The following is a 21,381-nucleotide window of genomic DNA, read 5'->3' as shown; positions in this document are numbered from 1 at the left end:
CGCTGGCGGCGGTCCCGGATCGGCGCGCTGCGCCCCCGGCCCGAGGCCGGGGCGGGATGACAGTTTTAACGGACTAGCGGATGACCCGCGCGCCCTTGCCCTTCATCACGGCCTCGACCTCGGCCGCGCGCACCATCGAGGTGTCGCCGGGCGTGGTCATGGCCAGGGCGCCGTGAGCCGCGCCGTACTCGACGGCGGCCTGCGGGCCCTTGCCTTCCATGAAGCCGTACGCGAGGCCCGAGGCGAAGCCGTCGCCGCCGCCGACGCGGTCGTAGATCTCCAGGTTCTCGCGCATCATCGAGGCGTAGAACTGGCCGCCGGCGTAGAGGATCGCCGACCAGTCGTTGACCGAGGCGGTCTTGGCGTTGCGCAGGGTGGTGGCGGCGACCTTGAAGTTCGGAAACTGCTTCACGGCCGTCTCGATCATCTTCTTGAAGTTGGCCGGGTCGATCGCGCTGATGTGCTCGTCCAGGCCTTCAACCTCGAAGCCGAGGCAGGCGGTGAAGTCTTCCTCGTTGCCGATCATCACATCGACGTACTGGGCGATGTTGCGGTTGATCTTCTGGGCGCCTTCCTTGCCGCCCTGCGACTTCCACAGCGAGGCGCGGTAGTTCAGGTCGTAGGAGACGACGGTGCCGTACTTGCGGGCCACTTCCACGGCCTCGATCACGGCTTCGGCGGTGTTGCTGGCCAGGGCCGCGAAGATGCCGCCGGTGTGGAACCAGCGCACGCCTTCCTCGCCGAACAGCTTTTCCCAGTTCACTTCACCGGGGCGGATCTGCGAGGCGGCCGAGTGACCACGGTCGCTGCAGCCCAAAGCCGGACGGACGCCGAAGCCCTTTTCGGTGAAGTTCAGGCCGACGCGCGTGTTGCGGCCCAGGCCGTCGAACTCGCGCCAGATGACGTGGGACATGTCCACGCCGCCCTGCATGATCATATCCTCGACCAGCCAGCCCAGGTCGTTGTTCGGCAGAGCCGTCACAACGGTCGAGCGCTTGCCCCAGCACTTGCGGAAAGCGCGGGCGACGTTGTACTCGCCGCCGCCTTCCCAGACGTTGAACTGACGGGCGTTGCGAACCCGGCCGAAGCCGGGGTCGAAGCGCAGCATCACTTCACCGAACGAAGCGCAGTCCCACTTCGTTTCGGAAGCCGGGCGGATGTTGAGGATATTGTCGGTCATTTAGGCCTTCCCTCGAACCTTCTTGATCAGATCAACCGTCTCGCGGACCTTCTTGGAGATGCCCGCGTAATCCTTGGCGTCCAGCAGCTCTTGCGTGATCAGCTTGGAGCCCATGCCGGCGGCGACGATGCCTGCGCCGAACCACTTCTTGACCGAGGCCTCGTCCGGATCGACGCCGCCCGTCGGCATGATGCGGGTCCAGGGCATCGGGCCCAGCACCGCCTTGACGAAGTCGGGGCCGCCGACCGACGAGCCCGGGAACACCTTGACGATCTCGCAGCCCAGCTCTTCGGCGTACGAGATTTCCGAAGCCGAGCCGCAACCCGGCGAATACGGGATCTTGCGGCGGTTGCAGACCTTGGCGACGTCGGCGTTCAGGATCGGGCCGACGACGAACTTGGCGCCGTTGGCGATGTAGATGCCGGCGGTTGGGGCGTCGACGATCGAGCCCACGCCCATGATCACGCGCGGATCGGCCGAGGCGAAGTGCTTGGTGACTTCGTAGAAGACGTGGCTGGCGAAGTCGCCGCGGTTGGTGAACTCGATGCAGGGCGCGCCGCCATCGGCGCAGGCCTGGATCACGCTCTTACAGACCTCGACGTCGGGGTGATAGAAAACCGGGATCACGCCCTGGTCCATCAGGGCGGTCAGCACCGCCATACGGTCTTTCACCATCTCAAACTCCTTCCCGAAGGATCGATCTTGCGCGAATGGTCCAAATGGCCGCCGCGCAGGCAAGATTTCGCCGAAATTGGCTCAGGGCGATCCCTTAGACCGCGTTGCACGCCGACGCCACACCGCGCTTGCCGCAACGTCAAACTAAGACCGCTTGGACCGCGGAAAGCGGTCCGTCCCGGGCCGATCCACGAAGTCTCTGGTCGCCGCTTCCTTCCCCAAATCTCTTTCCGCCGCCTCTTCTCCCCCGCCCGGAAGCGCAAAAGTGAGGGCGCCGGTATGACCCGACGCCCCGGAAGTTTGCGCAGGAGCGAGCTCAAAGAGCCGCAAACGAGACGGACCGACCACGATGCCGAACCGAAACGTTATGACACCGGTGTCACTCCTCGGAGGACAAATGGCCTAACCACTTGGCTACCGGTGTCATGCGCAGATAAACAGAAAGCGCTGGCGAGCGCAAGCTGGATGAAGGTCGTATTTCTAAGGCATCAAGCCTTTGAAAACTATGGGTTTTGATGTGGCCTAGGAACGTCGATCAACAATCCGATCTCCCCGGCGTTCGCCGGAGAGATCGGCTGAAGAGGATCACCCCGTGTTGCGCAGGCCCGCGGCGATGCCGGCCACGGTCAACTGGATGGCCAGGCGCAGTTCTTCGTCCTGATCCCCCGCCCGGCGGCGCGACAGGAGCTCCAGCTGCAGGTGATTCAACGGATCGACCACGCGGCTGGCCAGGGCGACGGACTCGGCGAGGTCGGGCTGGTTGTCCAGCAGGCTCGTCCCGCCGCGGATCGCCAGGGCCAGGCCGCTGGCCGCCTCGTGCTCCTTGCGGATCGCCGCGAAGATCCGCTCGGCGTTGGCTTTGTCCGGCGACAGCGACACGTATCGCGAGGCGATCGGCATGTGGCTTTGGGCCAGGGCCAGCTCCATGTTCGACAGCAGGGAGGCGAAGAAGTCGAAATCGCCGGCCAACTCGCGAAGCTGCTCGACCGAGAGGCCGGCGCGCTCGACGCCCGAGGCGAAGCCGAACCAGCCCGGCAGCATGAAGCGCGACTGCGACCAGCTGAACACCCACGGGATGGCGCGCAGATCCTCGATCTTGCGGCTGGCGGTCCGGCTGGCGGGGCGGCTGCCGATGTTGAGGCCGACGATCTCGCTGATCGGCGTGACCGACCAGAAGAAGTCCTCGAAGGCCGGATCGTCGTACACCAGCGCCCGATACCCCTCGAAAGAGGCCTGGGCCAAGGCGGTCATCGCCGCCTCGACCTTGGCGGCGGGCTTGTGGACCGGACGCTCGCTGGCCATCAGCACGGCGGCGGCCAGGCCGTCCAGGTTGCGGCGGGCGGTGGGCTGGTCGCCGAAGCGGCGGGCGATCATCTCGCCCTGCTCGGTCATGCGGATGCGGCCCTGCACGGTGCCGGCCGGCTGGGCCAGCACGGCCTCGGCGGCCGGTCCCCCACCCCGTCCGACGCTGCCGCCGCGGCCGTGGAACAGCTGCAGGCCCACGCCCATGCGGTCGGCCTCGAACGCCAGGGCCGAGGCGCCGGTGGCCACGCCCCGGCGGCTTGCGACGTACCCGCCGTCCTTGTTGCTGTCGGAGTAGCCGAGCATGATCTCCTGCACCGGCCGATCGCCCAGGATCGAGCGGGCCAGCGGCAGCTCCAGCCACTGGCGCAGCACGGCCGGGCCGTTCTCGAGGTCGCCGATGGTCTCGAACAGCGGCGCGATCTTGACCGAGGCGCGCGGCGCCGCGCCGCCCCAAACCAGACCCACCTGCTTGAGCAGGACCAGCGGTTCGAGGATGTCGGACAGCGTCGCCGACTTCGAAATGATGTACGCCCCAAGACATCCATGGCCGTAGTCGCGCACGGCCTGAGCGGCGGCGGTCATCGTCGCCAGTTCGCGGGTCGTCTCTTCGCTGTACTCGGTGAACGGAGAAACCAGGGGCCGCTGGTGCGACAGCTCCTCGATCAGCAGCTGGCAGCGGGCGTCTTCGTCCAGCTTCAGATAGCGGACGCCGGAGCCGGCGCGCTCGTAGAGCTCGTGGATCGTGCGCTCGTGGACGTCGGCGTTCTGGCGCAGGTCCAGGCTCATCAGGTGGAAGCCGCAGGCCTTGGCCACCTCGACCAAGGTGCGCAGGGCCGAACCGACCAGGCGCTCGCCGCCATTGCGCTCCAGGCTGTCGATGATCACCGACAGGTCCGAGACAAAGGCGTCCGGATGGCCATAGGGGTCGACGCTGGTGACGCCCGTGGCGAAGGCGACCGGCGCGCCGGTCAGCTTCTGCGACACGGCCGTCAGCCGGTCGAAGATCAGCTCCAGCACCAGGCGATAGGGCTCGTCCAGTCGGTGGATCGACGGGTTCTTGGCCTGTCCGGCCAGGGCCAGCAGCTCCTCGGACACCGGCGTATAGGCCGTCGAGACCGCCAGGTTCGACCACAGCTTGCGAACCTCGCCGGCGTACCAGTCGAGGATCACGCGCGACTGGCTGGCGAAGGCCAGCTTCAGGGTTTCGCCATTGACGCCCGGGTGGCCGTCGCGGTCGCCGCCCAGCCACGAGCCCAGCTTCAACAGCGGCGCCATGTGCCCGTGCTGGCCGATCTTGCTGGTCCAGTCGCCATAGAGGTCGATGATCGCCGGCAGGATCGAGGTGCGGACGATCGACAGGGCGTTGCGGATTTCGTCCTTCACCGTGATCCGCTCGGGACGGTAGAGGCGCGTGCGCCACATCAGGGCGATCTCGCGGAACAGGCTCTCGCGGATCTCGGCGTCCAGGTCCGCCGGCAGGTGGTGGCGGCGCAGGGCCATCAGGCGGGAGATCTCGGTCTCGCGATCGACCATGCTGCGGCGGCGCACCTCGGTCGGGTGGGCGGTCAGCACCGGCACCACGTTCATGGCCGCGAAGGTCCGGGCCAGCTCCTCGTCGGTCTTGCCGTCGGCCTTGAGCAGGCGCACGGCGTCGACCAGAGTGCGAGGGCGCTCGTCGCCCGGCTGGGCGTCGGCCTCGGCGTGACGGCGACGGCCGGCGACGTCCTCGCCGATATTGGCCAGCAGCGAGTGGCTGGCGAAGGCCCGGGCCAGGAACACGGCCTGGTCGATCGACAGGTCGGCGAACAGGTGATCCAGCACTGGCGCGTCGCCATTGGCCACGTCTTCGTGAGAGGCGACCTTGCGCGCCCTGGCCACCAGGCCGGCGGCCTCCTCGCCCTCCAGATAGGCGATCGCCTCGGCCAGCAGGTCGCTCAGCAGGTTCGCGTTCAGGCGGACGTGGCGGCTGGTCGGACGGCCGATATCGATCGACAGGACCGGATTGCGCATGCGCGGGCTCCCGGAACGACGAAGAGTGTCGCCCCGTACTGGAATGGATCACGAGAAGACGTCGAGGCCCCGGAGGCGGTCACCGAGCTTGACGCTGCGGCGCCCTCTACCGCGCTTCACCGAACGGGAAAACCCGTCCGGCACAATGGTTGCGCTACCATCGCATTTTTGCGCGGATCTGTTTCGCTACCGGGCCAGCCAGCCGCCGTCCACGGGCAGAGTAATCCCCTGGACGTAGTCGGAGGCCGACGAGGCCAGGAAGACGGCCGCGCCGCCGATGTCTTCCGGACGCCCCCAGCGGCCGGCCGGGATGCGCGCCAAGATGGCGGCGTTGCGGTCCTGGTCGGCGCGCAGGGCCTCGGTGTTATTGGTGTCGAAATAGCCCGGGGCGATGGCGTTGACGTTGATCCCCTTGGTCGCCCATTCGTTGGCCAGGATCTTGGTCAGGCCGGCCAGGCCCGACTTGGCGGCCGTGTACGATGGCACGCGGATGCCGCCCTGGAACGAGAGCAGCGAGGCGATGTTGATCACCTTGGCCTGCCCCCCATTGGCCCCTTGCTTCAGGGCCTGCTTGGCGAAGGCCTGGGTCAGGAAGAAGACGACCTTCAGGTTGGTGTCCATCACCGCGTCCCAGTCGGCTTCCGAGAACTCGATCGAGTCGGCGCGACGGATGATGCCGGCGTTATTGACCAGGATGTCGGCCTTGCCGAACGCGGCGACGGTCTCGTCGACCACGCGCTGGACCGGCTCGGTCGAGCCGAAGTCGGCCTTGATGGAGAGGAACTTGCGGCCCAGGGCCTCGACGGCTTTCCGAGTCTCGGCCGGCTCGCTGCGGCCCGCGGCGGCGATGTCCGCGCCGGCGGCGGCCAGGGCGATGGCGATCCCCTGCCCGATCCCGGTGTTGGCGCCGGTGACGAGCGCGACCTTGCCTTCGAGGCTGAACGGATTGGCCATTGTCGGTTCCTGTCTGAGAAAGCTGTCATCCCGGCGAAAGCCGGGACCGCCACGCGCTCAGGCGCCTTGGGCGGTCCCGGGTCTACGCTGCGCTTCGCCCGAGATGACAGGTCGATAGCGCGGTGGCCAAAGCCGTTACTTCAGCTGGCAGATGTCCAGCACGTTCATGTCGGTGTAGTCGAGGTTCTCGCCGCCCATCGCCCAGATGAAGGTGTAGTTGGCGGTGCCCGAGCCCATGTGGATCGACCACGGCGGGCTCATCACGGCTTCCTCGTTGGCGATCACGATGTGACGCATCTCGTCCGGCTCGCCCATGTAGTGAAAGACCCGGTCGTTCTCGCCCAGACCGAAGTAGAAGTAGGCTTCCGAGCGACGGTCGTGCAGGTGGGGCGGCATGGTGTTCCAGACGCTGCCCGGCTTCAGGACGGTCATGCCCAGCAGCAGCTGGGCCGACTTGCAGGTGGTGGGGACGATGTACTGGTAGATCGTGCGTTCGTTGCTGGTCTCCAGCGCGCCGCGCTCCAGGGCGACGGCGTCGGCGAAGGCCAGCTTCTTGGTCTCGAACGCGGCGTGGGCCGGCAGGCTGACCAGGTAGAAGCGCGCGGCCTGGCCGTTCACGCCTTCAAAGGTCACGTCCTTGGCGCCCATGGTGACATAGAGACCGTCGCGCGGGACGATCTCGTAGGCGACGCCGTCGACGGTGATCTTGCCAGTGGTCTCGCCGACATTGATCACGCCCAGCTCGCGACGCTCCAGGAACGGATGACCGACGGCCGAAGCGGGCTCGGTCTGGTCGGGCAGCTTGATCGGGCTGGTGGACACGACGCCGCCGACGACGAAGCGTTCGGCGTGGTTGTAGGTCAGGACGATCTGGCCGTCCTGGAACAGCCCCTGCATCAGGTAGCGGTCGCGCAGGTCGTCGTTGCTGACCGCGAACATCATGTCCGGATGGGTGGCGTGATAGGTCTTGGCGAACATCGGGAAGTCTCCGGAAGGGTGTTCTTATTCGGCGGCGGCGGGCAGGGCCGCGACGGGACGAGCCCAGTCTGGTCGCTGATCCAGCTTGTAGGCCTTCTTGGGCAGGTTGTAGGTCAGGTCGACGATCAGCTCTTCGGCCTCGCAGAGGTCCATGCGGTGCTCGGCGACCATGCGTGCCAGGAAGGCGCTGTCGACGCGGCGGGCCACGTCGTGACGGGCCGGGATCGACAGGAAAGCGCGGGTGTCGTCGTTGAAGCCGACGGTGTTGTAGAAGCCGGCGGTCTCGGTGACCTGCTCGCGGAAGCGCATCATGCCTTCCGGGCTGTCGTGGAACCACCAGGACGGACCCAGCTTCAGCACCGGATAGTGGCCTGCCAACGGGGCCAGCTCGCGGCTGTAGGTCGTCTCGTCCAGCGTGAACAGGATGATCGACAGGCGCGGATCGTTGCCCAGCCGAGTCAGCAGCGGCTTCAACGCATCCACGTATTCGGTGCGCATCGGGATGTCGGCGCCCTTGTCACGACCGTGCGAATTCAAGAGACCGACATTGTGGTTGCGGTGCGAGCCGGGGTGGATCTGCATGACCAGCCCGTCGTCCAGGCTCATCTTGGCCATCTCGGTCAGCATCTGAGCGCGGAACAGCTCGGCCTTCTGCGGCGTCACATTGCCCTTAACCAGGTCGGCGAACAGGGCCTCGGTCTCGACGTCGCTCAGATCAGCCGTGGCCGCCGTCGGGTGGCCATGGTCGGACGAGGTCGCGCCGGCCTCGATGAAGACCTGGCGGCGCAGGCGATGGGCCTCGAGATAGGACTTCCAGCTGTAGACGTCCTGGCCAGACACCTCGGCGAAGCGTTCAAAGGCGCGGGGGCTGCGCTCGTCCTCGAAGTCGATGACGGCGTCGGGACGATAGGCGGTGATCACGTGACCGCCCCACCCGCTCTCGCGGATGGCCTTGTGGCTGTCGAGGCGCTCGTGCGGCCCCTCGGTGGTGGCCAGGGTCTCGATATTGAAGCGGTCGAACAGCGCCCGCGGGCGATAGGCGTCGGTCGCCAGGGCCTCATTGATGCGGTCGAAATAGTCGTCGGCCGTCGAGGCGTCGAGGAAGTCGGTGAAGCCGAACACCTTGGAGAACACGTGGTTCAGCCAGATCCACGAGGGCGTGCCGCGGAAGAGGTGGAAATTGGCGGCCAGCAGCCGCCAGGCCTCGCGCGGGTCGGTGGCCGGAACCCCGGCCTTGGAGCGCACCTTCAGCGCCTCGAGCGGGATTCCCTGGCTGTAGAGCATGCGGAACAGGTAATGGTCCGGCGACAGCAAGAGGTCAGTGGCGTCCTGGAACGGCGCGTTGGTCGCAAACCAGCTGGGGTCGGTATGGCCGTGCGGGCTGATGATCGGCAGGTCCTTGACCAGCCCATACAGGCCCCGCGCGTAGGAGCGCGTCGTCGCATCCGCCGGAAAAAGCCGATCGTCGTGGAAATTCAGAGGCCTAGGCATGGCTTTGCGTTTGCTCCCTGCTTAATCGGCGGCTTTGCGCCGGAGCACGTCAGGCGAAGTTGTGTGGTTTCGCCGCCGAACGCGCTTTTACTCTTCGCCCCTAGGGCTTCCTTATCCGGTCATCCGCTTGGTAACCGGTGTCATGAACCGATGCAAGCCGGAGGCTGTCGCCAGCCGTCAGGCTGGAGCCGGACCCGAGGACTCACGCACGACCAGCGTCGGTTCGGTCTTGGTCATGTCGCGCGGTTCGCGCCGCTCGACGCCGATCAGCTTCTCGGCGGCCATGCGCCCAATCTCGCGGGTGGGGGTGCGGATCGTGGTCAGCGGCGGCCAGACGGCCTGGGCGATCTGGAAGTCGTCGAAGCCGACGATGGTCAAGTCCTGCGGCACCGAAAGCCCCGCCTTGCGCGCCGACTGCAGCACGCCGGCCGCCATCTCGTCGTTGCCGCAGAAGATCGCGGTGGGACGGGGCGTTCGCGCCAGCAGGACATCGCCGCAGGCCACGCCGGATTCGAAGGTGTAGGCCCCCTGGACGATGTCGTCCGGCGCCAACTTCATGCCCGCCTCCGCCAGAGCGTCCTCGAAGCCCCCTCGCCGCTCGTGCGACGATCGGAAGGTCTCCGGCCCGGAGATGAACGCGATCCGGCGATGGCCAAGATCCAAGATGTGACGCGCCGCCTGGGCGCCGCCCATGCGGTCATGGCCGACGATCATGTGCTCGGGCTTGTCCAGCTCCACCGAGGCGATGCGGATATAGGCGCAGCCGATCTCATTGAGCAGCTTGGCGACCCGCTCGTCTTCCGACGCCGACGGCGGCAGCACCACGCCGTACAGCTTCTGCCGCTCGACGAAGGCGCGGATGTCGGCCAGGAAGGTCGGGCTGGATCGGTCGCAGGGATGCACGACCAGCTCGAAACCCGATCCCCGCAGGCCATCCAGCAGGCCAAGCTGCATGTTCACGACGTATTGCGGATTGGGGTTGTCGTAGATCATGCCGATCAGGAACGAGCGACGAAACGCCAGGCCTCGCGCCTGCGGATCGGGCGCGTAGCCCCACTCGGCGATCACCGCCTCGATCCGTTGGCGGGTCTCATCGCGCACGAAGGGCGACTGGTTGATGACGCGTGAAACGGTCTTCTTCGAAACCCCGGCCAGGCGGGCGATGTCGTTGATGGTCGCCCGACGACGACCGCCCTCGACGCTGCTCTCGCTGTCTGCCGGATTCGAGGAGGGCGTCTTTGAAGAGTTCACGGCGTTTCCAGCGGCATTGTATGTTTTCTTTTGTCATACTCTAGCGTCGCAGGCACCGCCACCAGGGACAAAACGTCTGCTTGCAGGCCAACTGACACCGGTTACCATGTCGCCGAACCCATCTTTTGGCGATCCAGTACGCAGCGGCGACACCTTGCGATGACCGACACCCCCCTGACGCAGCGCGAATCGATCCATCTCGTCGACCCACGCGATCACGTGGCCACGGCGTTACGTGACATCGTGGCGGGCGAAACGCTGGACTTGGACGGACGGACGATCACCGCGCGCGCCACGATTCCAAAGGGCCACAAGATCGCCATTCGCGCCGCCAAGGCTGGCGAGGACGTCCTCAAGTACGGCTGGCCTATCGGCCGGGCGGTCATCGATATCGCCGTGGGCGACCATGTCCACGTGCACAATGTCGCCACGCGGCTGGAGGGTGTCGAGGACTTCACCTGGGCGCCGGCCCGGCCCGAACGGCGGGACGGCGGCGGCGGCGATCGCACCTTCGATGGCTATCGCCGCAAGAACGGCCGGGCCGGCACGCGCAACGAAATCTGGGTGCTATGCACCGTCGGTTGCGTGGCCAACACCGCCCGCCGGATCGCCGAGAAGGCCAGCCAGCGCTTCGCCGGCCGCGTCGACGGGGTCTACGCCTTCCCCCATCCGTTCGGCTGTTCGCAGTTGGGCGACGACTTGGCCCACACCCGCAAGCTGATCGCCGCCCTGGCCAGCCACCCCAACGCCGGCGGCGTACTGATCCTGGGGCTGGGCTGCGAGAACAACCAGCTGAAGGCGCTGCTGGACGGCGCGCAGGAGATCGACCGCGACCGCCTCAAGAGCTTCACCACCCAGATGGTCGAGGACGAACTCGAGGACGGCCTGGCCGCCGTGGAGGTCTTGGTCGAGATCGCCGAGCGCGACCAGCGCGAGCCGATCCCGGTCTCCGAATTGGTCGTGGGCTTGAAATGCGGCGGCTCGGACGGCTTCTCGGGCGTCACGGCCAATCCCCTGGTCGGCCGCATCGCCGACAAGGTGGCCGATGCGGGCGGCACCCCGGTGCTGACCGAAATCCCCGAAGTGTTCGGCGCCGAGGGCGTGCTGCTGGCCCGAGCGGCCAGCCGCGAGGTGTTCGATCAGGCCGTCGGGGTCATCGACGACTTCAAGCGCTACTTCATCGACAACAACCAGCCGATCTACGAGAACCCCTCCCCTGGCAATATCGCCGGCGGCATCACCACGCTTGAGGAAAAGTCCTTGGGCGCGGTGCAGAAGGGCGGCCGCGCGCCACTGGTCGAGGTGCTTCGCTACGGCGAGCGGGTCGGGCCGCATGGCCTGACGCTGCTCGAAGCGCCGGGCAACGACGCGGTGTCGTCGACCGCCCTGACGGCGGCCGGCGCGACGGTGATCCTGTTCACGACAGGTCGCGGCACGCCGCTGGGCTTTCCAGCGCCGACCCTGAAGATCGCCTCGAACTCGGGCCTGGCCCAACGCAAGCCCGGCTGGATCGACTTCGACGCCGGCCAGGTGCTGGCAGGGGTCTCGATGGAAACGGCCGCCGACGCGCTGATGGATCTGGTGATCGACACCGCCTCTGGCAAGCCGACCAAGGCCGAGCTGAACGGCGAGCGCGAGATCGCGATCTGGAAGTCCGGCGTGACGCTCTGAGAATGGTCAAGCCAATTGCCACCAAGGTCGGACTACAGCATGTAGGCGGCCCCCAATTTCCCCGACGACACCTAGGCGTGCTTCCTTGACGGCTTCTTCCGACACCTCCCCCGCCCTGCGCCTGACCGCGACGAGCTATCCGGGCGCGATCCCAGGCGTTCTCCTGCCGGCCTATGACCGCGACAAGGTCCAGATCGGCGTGGTGCACTTCGGCCCTGGCGCCTTCCACCGCGCCCACCAGGCCTTTTATTTCGACCAACTGCTGGCCACCGATCCGCGCTGGGGAATCTGCGCGGTCTCGCTGAAGAGCCCGGGCGTCCGCGACGCCCTGGAGCCGCAGGACGGCCTCTACACCCTGGCCCAGCTGGACGCCCAGACGACGTTCCGCATCATCGGCGCCATTCGCGAGGTGCTGGTCGCGCCCGAGGACCCGCCTTCGGTCTTCGCTCGCCTCGCCGCGCCGACCACGCGTCTGGTCACCCTGACCGTCACCGAGAAGGGCTACACGCTTTCCAGCGATGGGGGCCTCGACGAGAACCACCCCGACATCGTCCACGACCTGGCCCATCCGCGCGAACCGGTGAGCGCCGTCGGGTACGTCGTCGAGGGCCTGCGGCGCCGGTTCGCGGCCGGCCTCGCCCCCTACGCCGTGGTGGCTTGTGACAACCTCGCCGACAACGGCTGGCGCCTGAAGGCGGCGGTCGTGGCGTTCGCCGCCAAGGTCGACGCCGACCTCGCCGCCTGGATCGAGCGCGAAGCCAGCTTTCCGCGCACCATGGTCGACAGCATCACCCCCGCCACCGACGACGCCCTGCGCGCCCGAGCGCAAGCCGCGACTGGCCTGGAGGACGCCTGGCCGATCCAGCGCGAAGCCTTCACCCAGTGGGTGATCGAGGACGTGCTACCGGCCGACGCGCCGGATCTCGCCAGCGTCGGCGTAATCCTGACCGACGACGTTCGCGGCTTCGAGCGCGCCAAGCTGCGCCTGCTGAACGGCGTCCATTCCACCCTCGCCTACGCCGGCGTCCTGCGCGGCCACGAGACGGTGTTCGAGGCGATCAGCGATCCGGCGCTGGAAGCCCTGGCGCGCGACCTGATGGTCAAGGACATCATCCCGACGCTTACCGCCCCGCGCGGCCTGGACCTGACGGGATACGCCGAGGCCATCCTTGGCCGGTTCCGCAACCCCGAGATCCGCCACCTACTGTCGCAGATCGCCTGGGACGGCTCGCAGAAGCTGCCCTTCCGCATCCTCGGCACGCTGACCGAGGCGCTTGAGGCCGGCCGTTCGATCGAGCGCCTGGCGATCCCACTGGCGGCGTGGATGCGGTTCGTGGCCCTCCGCGTCGGGGCCGGCGAGACGATCACCGACCCGCTCGCTGAGCGGCTGACCCAGATCGGCGCGAGCATGACCGGCGACGCCAAGACCGACGTCGCCGCTTTCCTGGCGCTCGACAGCGTGTTTCCCACCGCGCTGGCGAGCAATCCGACATTCGTGGCGGCGCTCGAAAAGGCCTACGCCGACCTCGGTTAGCGGGTCACGCCCTTGGCGGTCAGCACCGGAACCACGGTGCTGACCAGGATCCGCAGGTCGAACAGAAACGAGCGGCGGCGCAGGTATTCCGCGTCGAGGGCGACCTTATCGGCAATGGCCAGCTCGTCGCGACCGTTGATCTGGGCCCAGCCGGTGACTCCCGGCCGAAGCGCATCGACGCCCTCGGCCTTGCGAGCGGCGATCAGGTCGACCTGGTTGAACAGCGCCGGCCGCGGCCCGACCAGGCTCATGTGGCCGACCAGCACGCTCCACAGCTGCGGCAGTTCGTCCAGGCTCAGCTTGCGCATGAACGGCCCCACCGGCGTCAACCAGCGATCGGGGTCGTCCAGGAGGTGGGTGGCGACCTCCGGCGTGTCGATGCGCATGGTGCGGAACTTGGGCATGGGAAACAGGGAGGAGCCCCTGCCCACGCGCTGCGACCAATAGAGACCTGGCCCCGGCGAGGAGGCGCGCACGACGAGCCACAGCAGGGCCATCGGCGCGGCCAGCACGATCAGACCGACCGCGGCCGACAGAAAGTCAAAGGCGCGCTTCACGCCGAACTCCCGGACCTAGCCCAGGTCGACGCTGGCCGCGTCCAGCAGCAGATAGGCCCGCCCGGCGTCCGAGGACAGCAAGGCGGCCATCAGGAAGCCCTCGCGATCCTGCCCCGCGGCCTCTTCGATCATGGTGGCGTAGCGCTTGAGGAAACGCTCGGCGTTGCTCTTGAGGGCGGCGTCGGAGAACAGTCGGCGCACCAGGCGGCGAATAGCGGCGGGCGCCAGGCGCTTGACCACCTCGCGAGCGCCGGCTGCGTCCCGCGTCTGCAAGGCCGCGGCGATCTCGTCGACGCGCCCCCGAGGCAGCAGCGCGTGCGGATCGATGCCCATGGCGGTGATCTCGGCGGCAAGCTTCTCGCCCAGGGCCGCGTCGCCCGGTGAGCTGTTCTCGATGCCTGAAAGCAGGTTACGCCAACTCCAGCCGCCCTGCCCTTCGGGCTCGGGCGGGGCCGAGGCGGCGCCGCGATTGTTGGCCTGCTCGAACACCGAGCGGAACTCCTCGTCCGTCGCGGTCGGCGTCAGCTTCAGACGGCGACGATCGGTGGGCGGCTCGGCGTCGTCGAAGTCGGGCAGCGGCGGCGGCGCGGCGGGCGCCACGGCGGGCGGCGGCGCGACGCGCCCCTTCGGCGCGGTCGGCGAGGCGGCGCGGGCGGTCACGGTGGAGATCCCAGCCGCCGTCACGGCCCCGGCGGCTTCGCTCAGCATCTCGTAGTTGCGGCGCACGCGCTCCTGGAAAGCCTGGTCGATCGCGGCCGTCTCTTCGGCCGTGCGACGCACGGCGTTCATCAGGTGCTCGACGCCCTGTTCGATCGAGACACGAACCTCGGCCGCCTTCAGCAGGGCTTCGGCCGGCAGGTCGGCGGTGCGCTTGCCGATCTCGGCCAGCATCGTCTCCAACTCGTCGAGGGTTCCACGCGCCGCCTGCACGGAGTCGGCGAGCTTCTGCGACGTGCGGGCCCCGGCCTGTTCGACCATCTGGGCGGAGTGCTCGATGATGTCGCGCGCCTCCTCCATGCGGGACTCGAACACCGCGTCGGCCTTCTGGCCGGCGGCGAAGGCGATCTCGTTGAGCTGGTCGACTCGGCTGCGGGCGGCCTCGACGCGCGCCTCCACGCCCTCGCCGGCCTTCAGCGCCGCCTGGGACATCGCCTCCATGGCGGCCTTCAGCTCTTCTTCGAGCAAAGTGCGCTGGCTCTCGGCGACGTCGCCGATCATCTCGAGCGTCTTCTTGGCCTCTTCGGCCAAGGCGTCCTGACGCGCCTTGGCGCCATCGGCCATTTCGCGGAACTGGTCGGCGGCCGAACTGATCAGGCCGCGCAGGATCTCCGCGCCCATGGCGGCCGTATCGGACAGCTCCGTGGCGCCGACGCGGGTATAGGCGACGAACTCGGTGAGCTGCGCGGTGCGGGTCTCGGCCTCGGCGGCGAAGTCCTCCTGCTCGGAGCGAAGCGCCTGGCTGACCTCGGCCAGAGCGGCCCGTTGGGCCGCCAGGGTCTTCTCGACCGCCGAGACCTGATCGCCGACGCCCACGCCCGCGGTTTCGAGGCGAGCGATCTGCCGCGACAGGTCCTCGGCGCCGACGCGCGCGGCGTCGGAAGCCTCCGCCGCCGCCGCGGCCAGATCCGCGGCGCGCGCGGCCAGGGTCGCCTCGGCCTCGCGCAGTTGCGTCTCGGCCAGGTCGGACGCCTCGGCCACCATGCGGGCCTGGCTGCCGATGGCGTCGACCACCGCCGTGGAGCGGGCGTCCAGCGACTGAGACAGGGTCTCCATCGCCGTGCGCTCGTGGCTCAGGCCCTGCGCGAGCTGGTTGGCCATTCTCGCGGAGTCGGCGGCCGCCTCGGCCAGGCGCGCGGTCTCTTCCGCCAACGCCTGGCGCAGCGAGATGATGTGCTCCCGAGCGCGTTGGGCCGCTTCGGCGGCCTCGTCCACGCCTTGGCGCATGGCCTCCACGGCGCTGGTCGCGCCGGCGGCGGCCAGGGCCGCTGGCGAGACCAGTCGATCGGTCATGGTGCGCGTGCGGCGCAGCTCGTCCGAAACCGCCGTGGCCTGACGAAGCAGATAGGCGCCCAGCAGCGTCAGCAGCGCAGGCCCGATCGCCAGGCTGGCGAAGACCGTGAAGGCGAAGCCATCGATCTGGAAGGCCGGAACGCCGCGCGCATAGCCGAAGGCGAAGGCGATCGGCGCCAGCGCCCAGAGAGCGGCGATGGCGGAAGCCAGGGTCCAGAACAACACGCCGGACATGCGGCGCGGCGTCACTTCGGTCTCCAACCTCACGGTCGCCTCGGAGGGCGGCTGACGCAGGTCGAGCGAGGCCTCGCGCGCTTCGGCCTTAGCCGGCGCGGCGCGTTCGGGCTCGGCGACCGGCGCCGGAGGCTGGACGCTGGTGGCCAAGGATGACGCGACCTTCAGGTCAGGCTCCGCGAACGTCGTCGGAGCCTCGACCTCCGCCTCGCGGCGGCGACGCGATCGCACCGTCGGCGGCGGCACATCCAGGTCGTCGTGCAAGGTCAGGGGCTCGGCCGTGGGCGTGTCCGCCGCGGGATCGGAGAACGACATCGCCTCGGGAACCTCCGGCGCGACCTTGCTCTCCTCGGGAGAGGGGCCCGTCGGCGTGGCGGAAAAATCGAACGGTTGGCGCTTCTTAGGCTTCATACACAGCCAGGGTCCCAGGGCGTCGGCGAGGGGGCGCTGAGACAGCCTTCGCGCGCCGGCCCCTCCTTCGCGTGTCGGATGAACCTAACGGTGAAAAGCCTTGACGAAAAGCGGCTTTGGTCGCGTTCGCCCAGGCTGCGACGCCGGGGCGCGGTTTAGGCTTCGTCAGGCGTGGCGCGAGACGCGGCCACCGGGATGGGCGGCGGCTTGATCGCCGCGCCGCGCGGCGTACGCGCCACGGTCTTTACGGGATGTCCGTGAGCCTTGGCATGGGCGCGCGAATCCGTCGCCACGCCGAACTGGCACAGCGCGAATGAGGACAGCCAAACGACCGCCACCGCCAACATTTCCGCCAGGAAGCTCATAGCCCGCCTCACGAACCGAATAGCGGCGTTATGCGAGAGTCTCGCGTCACGCGCGAGTGAACTTTTGGTCATGAACACCGAAGCTTTCGGACTGTGGCGTCAAGGCTACTGACAGCGCCCCCAGATTTCCGGCGTTGTCCCTGGCCGCCGCCGGGCCTAGGTCGCAGCATAAATCCGCCGCCCTTCTCGACGAGAGGAGCCCGGATATTTTCCTTTGCGGAACTTCGCCTTGGCCCTTACCCAGTTCGCACCCGCTCCGCCTCCGTCGAAACCGATGACGCCAGATCCCACGCCAGATCTCACGGGGGCCGCGATCTCGCCGGCTCGTCTGACGCACCTGCAGCGTCTGGAGGCCGAGAGCATCCACATCCTGCGCGAAGTGGCGGCCGAGTGCGAACGGCCGGTCATGCTGTATTCGATCGGCAAGGACAGCGCGGTGATGCTGCACCTGGCCGCCAAGGCCTTCTATCCCAGCAAGCCGCCCTTCCCGCTGCTGCACGTCGACACGACCTGGAAGTTCCGGGACATGTACGCCCTGCGCGATCGGGTCGCATCGGAGCTCGGCTTCGACCTGATCGTCCATAAGAACCCCGACGCCGAGGCGCGAGGGATCAATCCGTTCGACCACGGCAGCGCCCTGCACACCGATCTCTGGAAGACCGAGGGTCTCAAGCAGGCCCTCTCCAAGTACGGCTTCGACGCGGCCTTCGGCGGCGCCCGCCGCGACGAGGAGAAGAGCCGGGCCAAGGAACGGATTTTCTCGTTCCGCTCGGCCGAGCATCGCTGGGACCCGAAGAACCAACGCCCCGAGCTCTGGAACCTCTACAATACCCGCAAGCATCCGGGCGAAAGCCTGCGCGTCTTCCCGATCTCCAATTGGACCGAGCTGGACGTCTGGCAGTACATCCACCTGGAGAACATCCCGATCGTGCCGCTGTACTTCGCGGCAGAGCGGCCGGTGGTCGAGCGCGACGGCGCGCTGATCATGGTCGACGACGATCGCTTCCGCCTGCGCGAGGGCGAGGTTCCCCAGATGAAGAGCGTCCGCTTCCGCACCCTGGGCTGCTACCCGCTGACCGGCGCGGTCGAGAGCACCGCCGCCACCCTGCCCCAGGTCATTCAGGAAATGCTGCTGACCACGACGTCGGAGCGCCAGGGCCGGGTCATCGACCATGACCAGTCCGCCTCGATGGAGAAGAAGAAGCAGGAGGGGTATTTCTAGATGGCCCACCAGTCCGCCCTGATCGCCGAGGACATCGACGCCTACCTGCACCAGCATCAGCACAAGTCGCTGCTGCGCTTCATCACCTGCGGCAGCGTCGACGACGGCAAGTCCACCCTGATCGGCCGTCTGCTGTACGACAGCAAGATGATCTTCGAGGATCAGCTTGCCGCGCTCGAAGCCGACAGCAAGAAGGTCGGCACGCAAGGCGGGGCGATCGACTTCGCCCTGCTGGTCGACGGCCTGGCCGCCGAGCGCGAGCAAGGCATCACCATCGACGTCGCCTACCGGTTCTTCTCGACCGAGAAGCGCAAGTTCATCGTCGCCGACACCCCCGGCCACGAGCAGTACACGCGCAACATGGTCACCGGCGCCTCGACCGCCGACGCGGCCGTGATCCTGATCGACGCGCGCAAGGGCGTGCTGACCCAGACGCGCCGCCACAGCTATCTCGTGTCCTTGCTCGGCATTCGTCACGTGGTGCTGGCGGTGAACAAGATGGACCTGGTCGGGTGGGACCAGGACGTGTTCGACGCCATCGTCGCCGACTACCGCGCCTTCGCCGAACAGATCGGCCTTTCGGTCTTCACCCCGATCCCGATCTCGGGCCTGGGCGGCGACAACATCGCTTCTCGCAGCGAGGCGACGCCCTGGTTCGAAGGGCCGATCCTGATGGACTGGCTGGAAGGCGTCGAGGTCGAGGACGACCTGCAGGCCAAGCCCTTCCGGATGCCGGTGCAGTGGGTCAACCGTCCGAACCTCGACTTCCGGGGCTTCTCGGGCCTGATCGCCTCGGGGACCATCAAGCCGGGCGACCGCATCCGCGCCCTGCCCTCGGGCCGCGAGAGCCGCGTGGCCCGCATCGTCACCCTGCCCGGTGACCTCGACCGCGCCGTGGCCGGCCAGTCGGTGACCCTGACGCTTGAGGACGAGATCGACGTCTCGCGCGGCGACGTGATCGCCGCCGCCGACGCGCCCGCCCCGGTCGCCAACCAGTTCGAGGCTACGGTCGTCTGGATGGACGACGAGCCGCTGCCGCCGGGCCGGACCTATCTCTTGAAGCTGGGCGCCCGCACGGTCGGGGCCAGCGTCACCGAGATCAAGCACCGGGTGAACGTCAACACGCTGGAGCACACCGCGGCCAAGCGGCTGGAGCTGAACGAGATCGGGATCTGCAACCTGTCGCTCGACCAGGCCATCCCGTTCGAGGCCTATGCCGACAATCGCCAGATGGGCGGCTTCATCCTGATCGACCGGCTGTCCAACCGCACGGTCGGCGCGGGGATGATCAACTTCGCCCTGCGGCGGGCCGACAACATCCATTGGCAGCACACCGACGTCAGCAAGGGCTCGCGGGCGGCGCTGAAGGCCCAGCGCGGCCAGGTCGTCTGGCTGACGGGCCTGTCCGGCGCGGGCAAGTCGACCATCGCCAACCTGGTCGAGAAGCGCCTGCACGCCCTAGGCCGCCATACCTATCTGCTGGATGGCGACAACGTCCGCCACGGGCTCAACAAGGACCTCGGCTTCACCGAGGAGGACCGCGTCGAGAACATCCGCCGGGTGGCCGAGGTCGCCAAGCTGATGGTCGACGCCGGCCTGATCGTGCTGACCGCCTTCATCTCGCCGTTCCGGGCCGAGCGCCAGCTGGCGCGCGACATCCTAGAGCCGGGCGAGTTCATCGAGGTCTTCGTCGACACCCCCCTGGCCGTGGCCGAGGCGCGTGACGTCAAGGGCCTCTACAAGAAGGCCCGCTCGGGCCAGCTGAAGAACTTCACCGGCGTCGACAGTCCGTACGAGGCCCCGGAAAGCCCCGAGCTGCGGATCGACACCACCGCGATCGATCCCGTCGAGGCGGCGGAACGGATCGTGGCGTGGCTCGAAGGGCAAGAGGTCGACTACACGATCTGACGGCTGGAGCGTGATAGCCGAAAGTGGACGCCGGTTTCGGCGGCCATCACGCTCCGAACTCAATAACGGAGCCTGTCGTGAGACAGGCTCCGTGACTGGCGCGACAGCGATATCGCGCCGATCAGCCCCAGCCCCGCCATGCCGGCCGTGGCGAGATAGCCGAACGATCCGAGCGCGTCGAACAGCGGGCCCGACGCCAGGGTGGCGATCCCCAGGGTGAAGCCCGACGACAGCGCCGAATTGATCGCCTGGGCCGGCGAGGCCGCCGAGGGCGGAGCCAGCTTCTCGATCAGCCGCAGCGAGGCCAGGAACGAGGCCGCGAAGGTCAGGGCGTGCAGCGACTGCAGCAGGAACAGCGCCCACAGCGGCGGCTGGAAGGCGTAGGCCGTCCAGCGAACCACCGCCGCCAGCGCGCCCAGGATGAGGAACCGCTCCGGACCCCAGCGGCGGCGCAGGGGCTCCAGGAACCACATGAAGCCGACCTCGGCCGCGACGCCGACGCCCCACAGCACGCCGATCATCGGCTCGGGGATGCCCTGCTTGCGCCAGAGGATGGCCGAGAAGCCGTAGTAGAAGGCGTGCGCGCCCTGGATCAGGCCGGCCGTCCCCACCGCCAGCAGGAAGGTCCTGTTGCGCATCAGTTCGCCCAACCCCTTCCAGCGCTCGGCCCGGCCGGGCTTGGCGCCCTCGGCGTGAACCCGTTCGGGCGGCACCAGGGCGGCGGCGGCCAGGGCTCCGGCGAAACAGGCCGCGACGATCCACAGGGCGATGATGGTCGGGGCCGCGAAGGTCAGGATCGCGCCCATGGCCAGGTTGGCGGCGATGAAGGCGCTGGAGCCGACGCCGCGCGGCAGGCCATAGTTGAACCCTTCCGTCCGCGCCCGACGCAGGGTGATGACGTCGATCAGCGGCGAGACGGTCGACATCAGGGTCTGGCCGACGAACCAGGCCAGGATCAGCCAGAAGAGGTTCTTGCCGGCCAGCAGGCCCGCATAGCCCAGGCCCGCTCCGACCAGCAGCAGCACCATGGGCGAGCGCCGCAGCTTGAAGCCGTCGGCCCAGACGGCCAGCGCCGGCCCGGTGAAGGGCTTGAGCAGCAGCGGTACGGCTAGGATCAGGCCGATCGCCCCGCCGCTCATGCCGCGGTCACGCAGGAAGGTGCCCGCGTAGGGCAGGCTGACGCCGGAGACCAGGAAGATCGCCGCGTAGAACAGGCAGAGACGGATCAGGGTCGGAAGCCCCTTTCCGTCCGCGCTGTCCCCCGCGGAAGTCACCCTATTCCGCGCCGCCGAAGCGGGCCGTCCACTCGGCGATCTGGTCGTCGTCGATCTTCTTGAACAGGACCTCGGGGACCTTGATCGCCTGGCCGACCGTCAGCTTGGAAAGCTCGGCCGCGCCATCGCTCGAAGGCCATTGCGCCGGGAAGTCCAGGCCGAACGCCTCGCCGATCTTCTCGGCCGCGAACGGGATGAACGGAGCCGAGATCTTGGCGTAGAGGGCCACGAGGTTCAGGGCCGTGCGGACGATGACGGCGGCGCGGTCGCGATCGGTCTTGATCGCGGTCCACGGCGCGGCCTCCTGCAGGTACTCGTTGCCGACCACCCACAGGGCCCGCAGCGCCTGGG

15 protein-coding genes and 1 pseudogene are annotated in these 21,381 nt (G+C 68.0%); 4 read left to right on the top strand and 12 right to left on the bottom strand.

The window, feature by feature from the left end; translation table 11 throughout:
* Positions 1-73: 73 nt before the first annotated feature.
* From VJ655_RS14515 to VJ655_RS14485, 7 genes are all read right to left on the bottom strand, one after another.
* Positions 74-1,180, bottom strand: coding sequence for a sugar kinase (locus tag VJ655_RS14515; RefSeq protein ID WP_324112243.1), 1,107 nt, complete (start codon positions 1,178-1,180; stop codon positions 74-76).
* Positions 1,181-1,855 (bottom strand): bifunctional 4-hydroxy-2-oxoglutarate aldolase/2-dehydro-3-deoxy-phosphogluconate aldolase, encoded by a 675-nt coding sequence (locus VJ655_RS14510; RefSeq protein ID WP_324112241.1) that lies wholly within the window; start codon positions 1,853-1,855, stop codon positions 1,181-1,183.
* A 585-nt stretch (positions 1,856-2,440) separates the two neighbouring features.
* Positions 2,441-5,170 carry a phosphoenolpyruvate carboxylase gene (gene ppc, locus VJ655_RS14505; RefSeq protein ID WP_324112239.1) on the bottom strand — a complete coding sequence of 910 codons (2,730 nt, stop codon included), beginning with the start codon at positions 5,168-5,170 and terminating at the stop codon, positions 2,441-2,443.
* A 186-nt stretch (positions 5,171-5,356) separates the two neighbouring features.
* On the bottom strand, positions 5,357-6,124 hold the full coding sequence (gene kduD / locus VJ655_RS14500; protein ID WP_324112237.1) for a 2-dehydro-3-deoxy-D-gluconate 5-dehydrogenase KduD: 768 nt from the start codon (positions 6,122-6,124) through the stop codon (positions 5,357-5,359).
* Between the two features lie 135 nt (positions 6,125-6,259).
* A complete protein-coding gene (gene kduI, locus VJ655_RS14495) occupies positions 6,260-7,102 on the bottom strand; it encodes a 5-dehydro-4-deoxy-D-glucuronate isomerase (protein ID WP_324112236.1) in 843 nt (280 codons plus the stop codon).
* Positions 7,103-7,126: 24 nt separating this feature from the next.
* Entirely contained in the window at positions 7,127-8,593 is a 1,467-nt protein-coding gene (uxaC, locus tag VJ655_RS14490; RefSeq protein ID WP_324112234.1) for a glucuronate isomerase, read from the bottom strand.
* 177 nt (positions 8,594-8,770) lie between these two features.
* On the bottom strand, positions 8,771-9,844 hold the full coding sequence (locus VJ655_RS14485; RefSeq protein ID WP_324112232.1) for a LacI family DNA-binding transcriptional regulator: 1,074 nt from the start codon (positions 9,842-9,844) through the stop codon (positions 8,771-8,773).
* A gap of 159 nt (positions 9,845-10,003) precedes the next feature.
* Here VJ655_RS14485 and VJ655_RS14480 point away from each other — a divergent pair, with 159 nt between their 5' ends.
* On the top strand, positions 10,004-11,515 hold the full coding sequence (locus VJ655_RS14480; protein ID WP_324112230.1) for an altronate dehydratase family protein: 1,512 nt from the start codon (positions 10,004-10,006) through the stop codon (positions 11,513-11,515).
* An 85-nt stretch (positions 11,516-11,600) separates the two neighbouring features.
* A complete protein-coding gene (locus VJ655_RS14475; RefSeq protein WP_324112228.1) occupies positions 11,601-13,049 on the top strand; it encodes a mannitol dehydrogenase family protein in 1,449 nt (482 codons plus the stop codon).
* On the opposite strand, the gene VJ655_RS14470 is transcribed toward VJ655_RS14475, so the two are convergent.
* From VJ655_RS14470 to VJ655_RS14460, 3 genes are all read right to left on the bottom strand, one after another.
* The gene (locus VJ655_RS14470) at positions 13,046-13,606 is read right to left on the bottom strand and encodes a sugar transferase (RefSeq protein WP_324112226.1); all 561 of its coding nucleotides are present in this window, start codon (positions 13,604-13,606) and stop codon (positions 13,046-13,048) included. The genes VJ655_RS14475 and VJ655_RS14470 overlap by 4 nt on opposite strands.
* Before the next feature lie 15 nt (positions 13,607-13,621).
* A complete protein-coding gene (locus VJ655_RS14465; RefSeq protein ID WP_324112224.1) occupies positions 13,622-16,261 on the bottom strand; it encodes a polar localization protein TipN in 2,640 nt (879 codons plus the stop codon).
* Positions 16,262-16,416: 155 nt separating this feature from the next.
* Positions 16,417-16,626 carry a hypothetical protein gene (locus tag VJ655_RS14460; RefSeq protein ID WP_324112222.1) on the bottom strand — a complete coding sequence of 70 codons (210 nt, stop codon included), beginning with the start codon at positions 16,624-16,626 and terminating at the stop codon, positions 16,417-16,419.
* Between the two features lie 229 nt (positions 16,627-16,855).
* Here VJ655_RS14460 and cysD point away from each other — a divergent pair, with 229 nt between their 5' ends.
* Together cysD and cysN are read left to right on the top strand one after the other, a co-directional pair.
* Positions 16,856-17,848, top strand: coding sequence for a sulfate adenylyltransferase subunit CysD (cysD, locus tag VJ655_RS14455; protein WP_324112220.1), 993 nt, complete (start codon positions 16,856-16,858; stop codon positions 17,846-17,848).
* Entirely contained in the window at positions 17,849-19,756 is a 1,908-nt protein-coding gene (cysN, locus tag VJ655_RS14450) for a sulfate adenylyltransferase subunit CysN (RefSeq protein WP_324112218.1), read from the top strand.
* Positions 19,757-19,815: 59 nt separating this feature from the next.
* On the opposite strand, the gene VJ655_RS14445 is transcribed toward cysN, so the two are convergent.
* The gene (locus tag VJ655_RS14445) at positions 19,816-21,030 is read right to left on the bottom strand and encodes an MFS transporter (protein WP_324112216.1); all 1,215 of its coding nucleotides are present in this window, start codon (positions 21,028-21,030) and stop codon (positions 19,816-19,818) included.
* Between the two features lies 1 nt (position 21,031).
* Positions 21,032-21,381: pseudogene (locus VJ655_RS14440) on the bottom strand (methionine--tRNA ligase); the annotation flags it as partial.

Source organism: Caulobacter sp. (genome assembly GCF_035254145.1).
In the GTDB taxonomy this organism is placed as follows: Bacteria; Pseudomonadota; Alphaproteobacteria; order Caulobacterales; family Caulobacteraceae; genus Caulobacter.
Note: the sequence above shows the minus strand (reverse complement) of the source record. Positions and strands in the feature narration are given on the sequence as shown.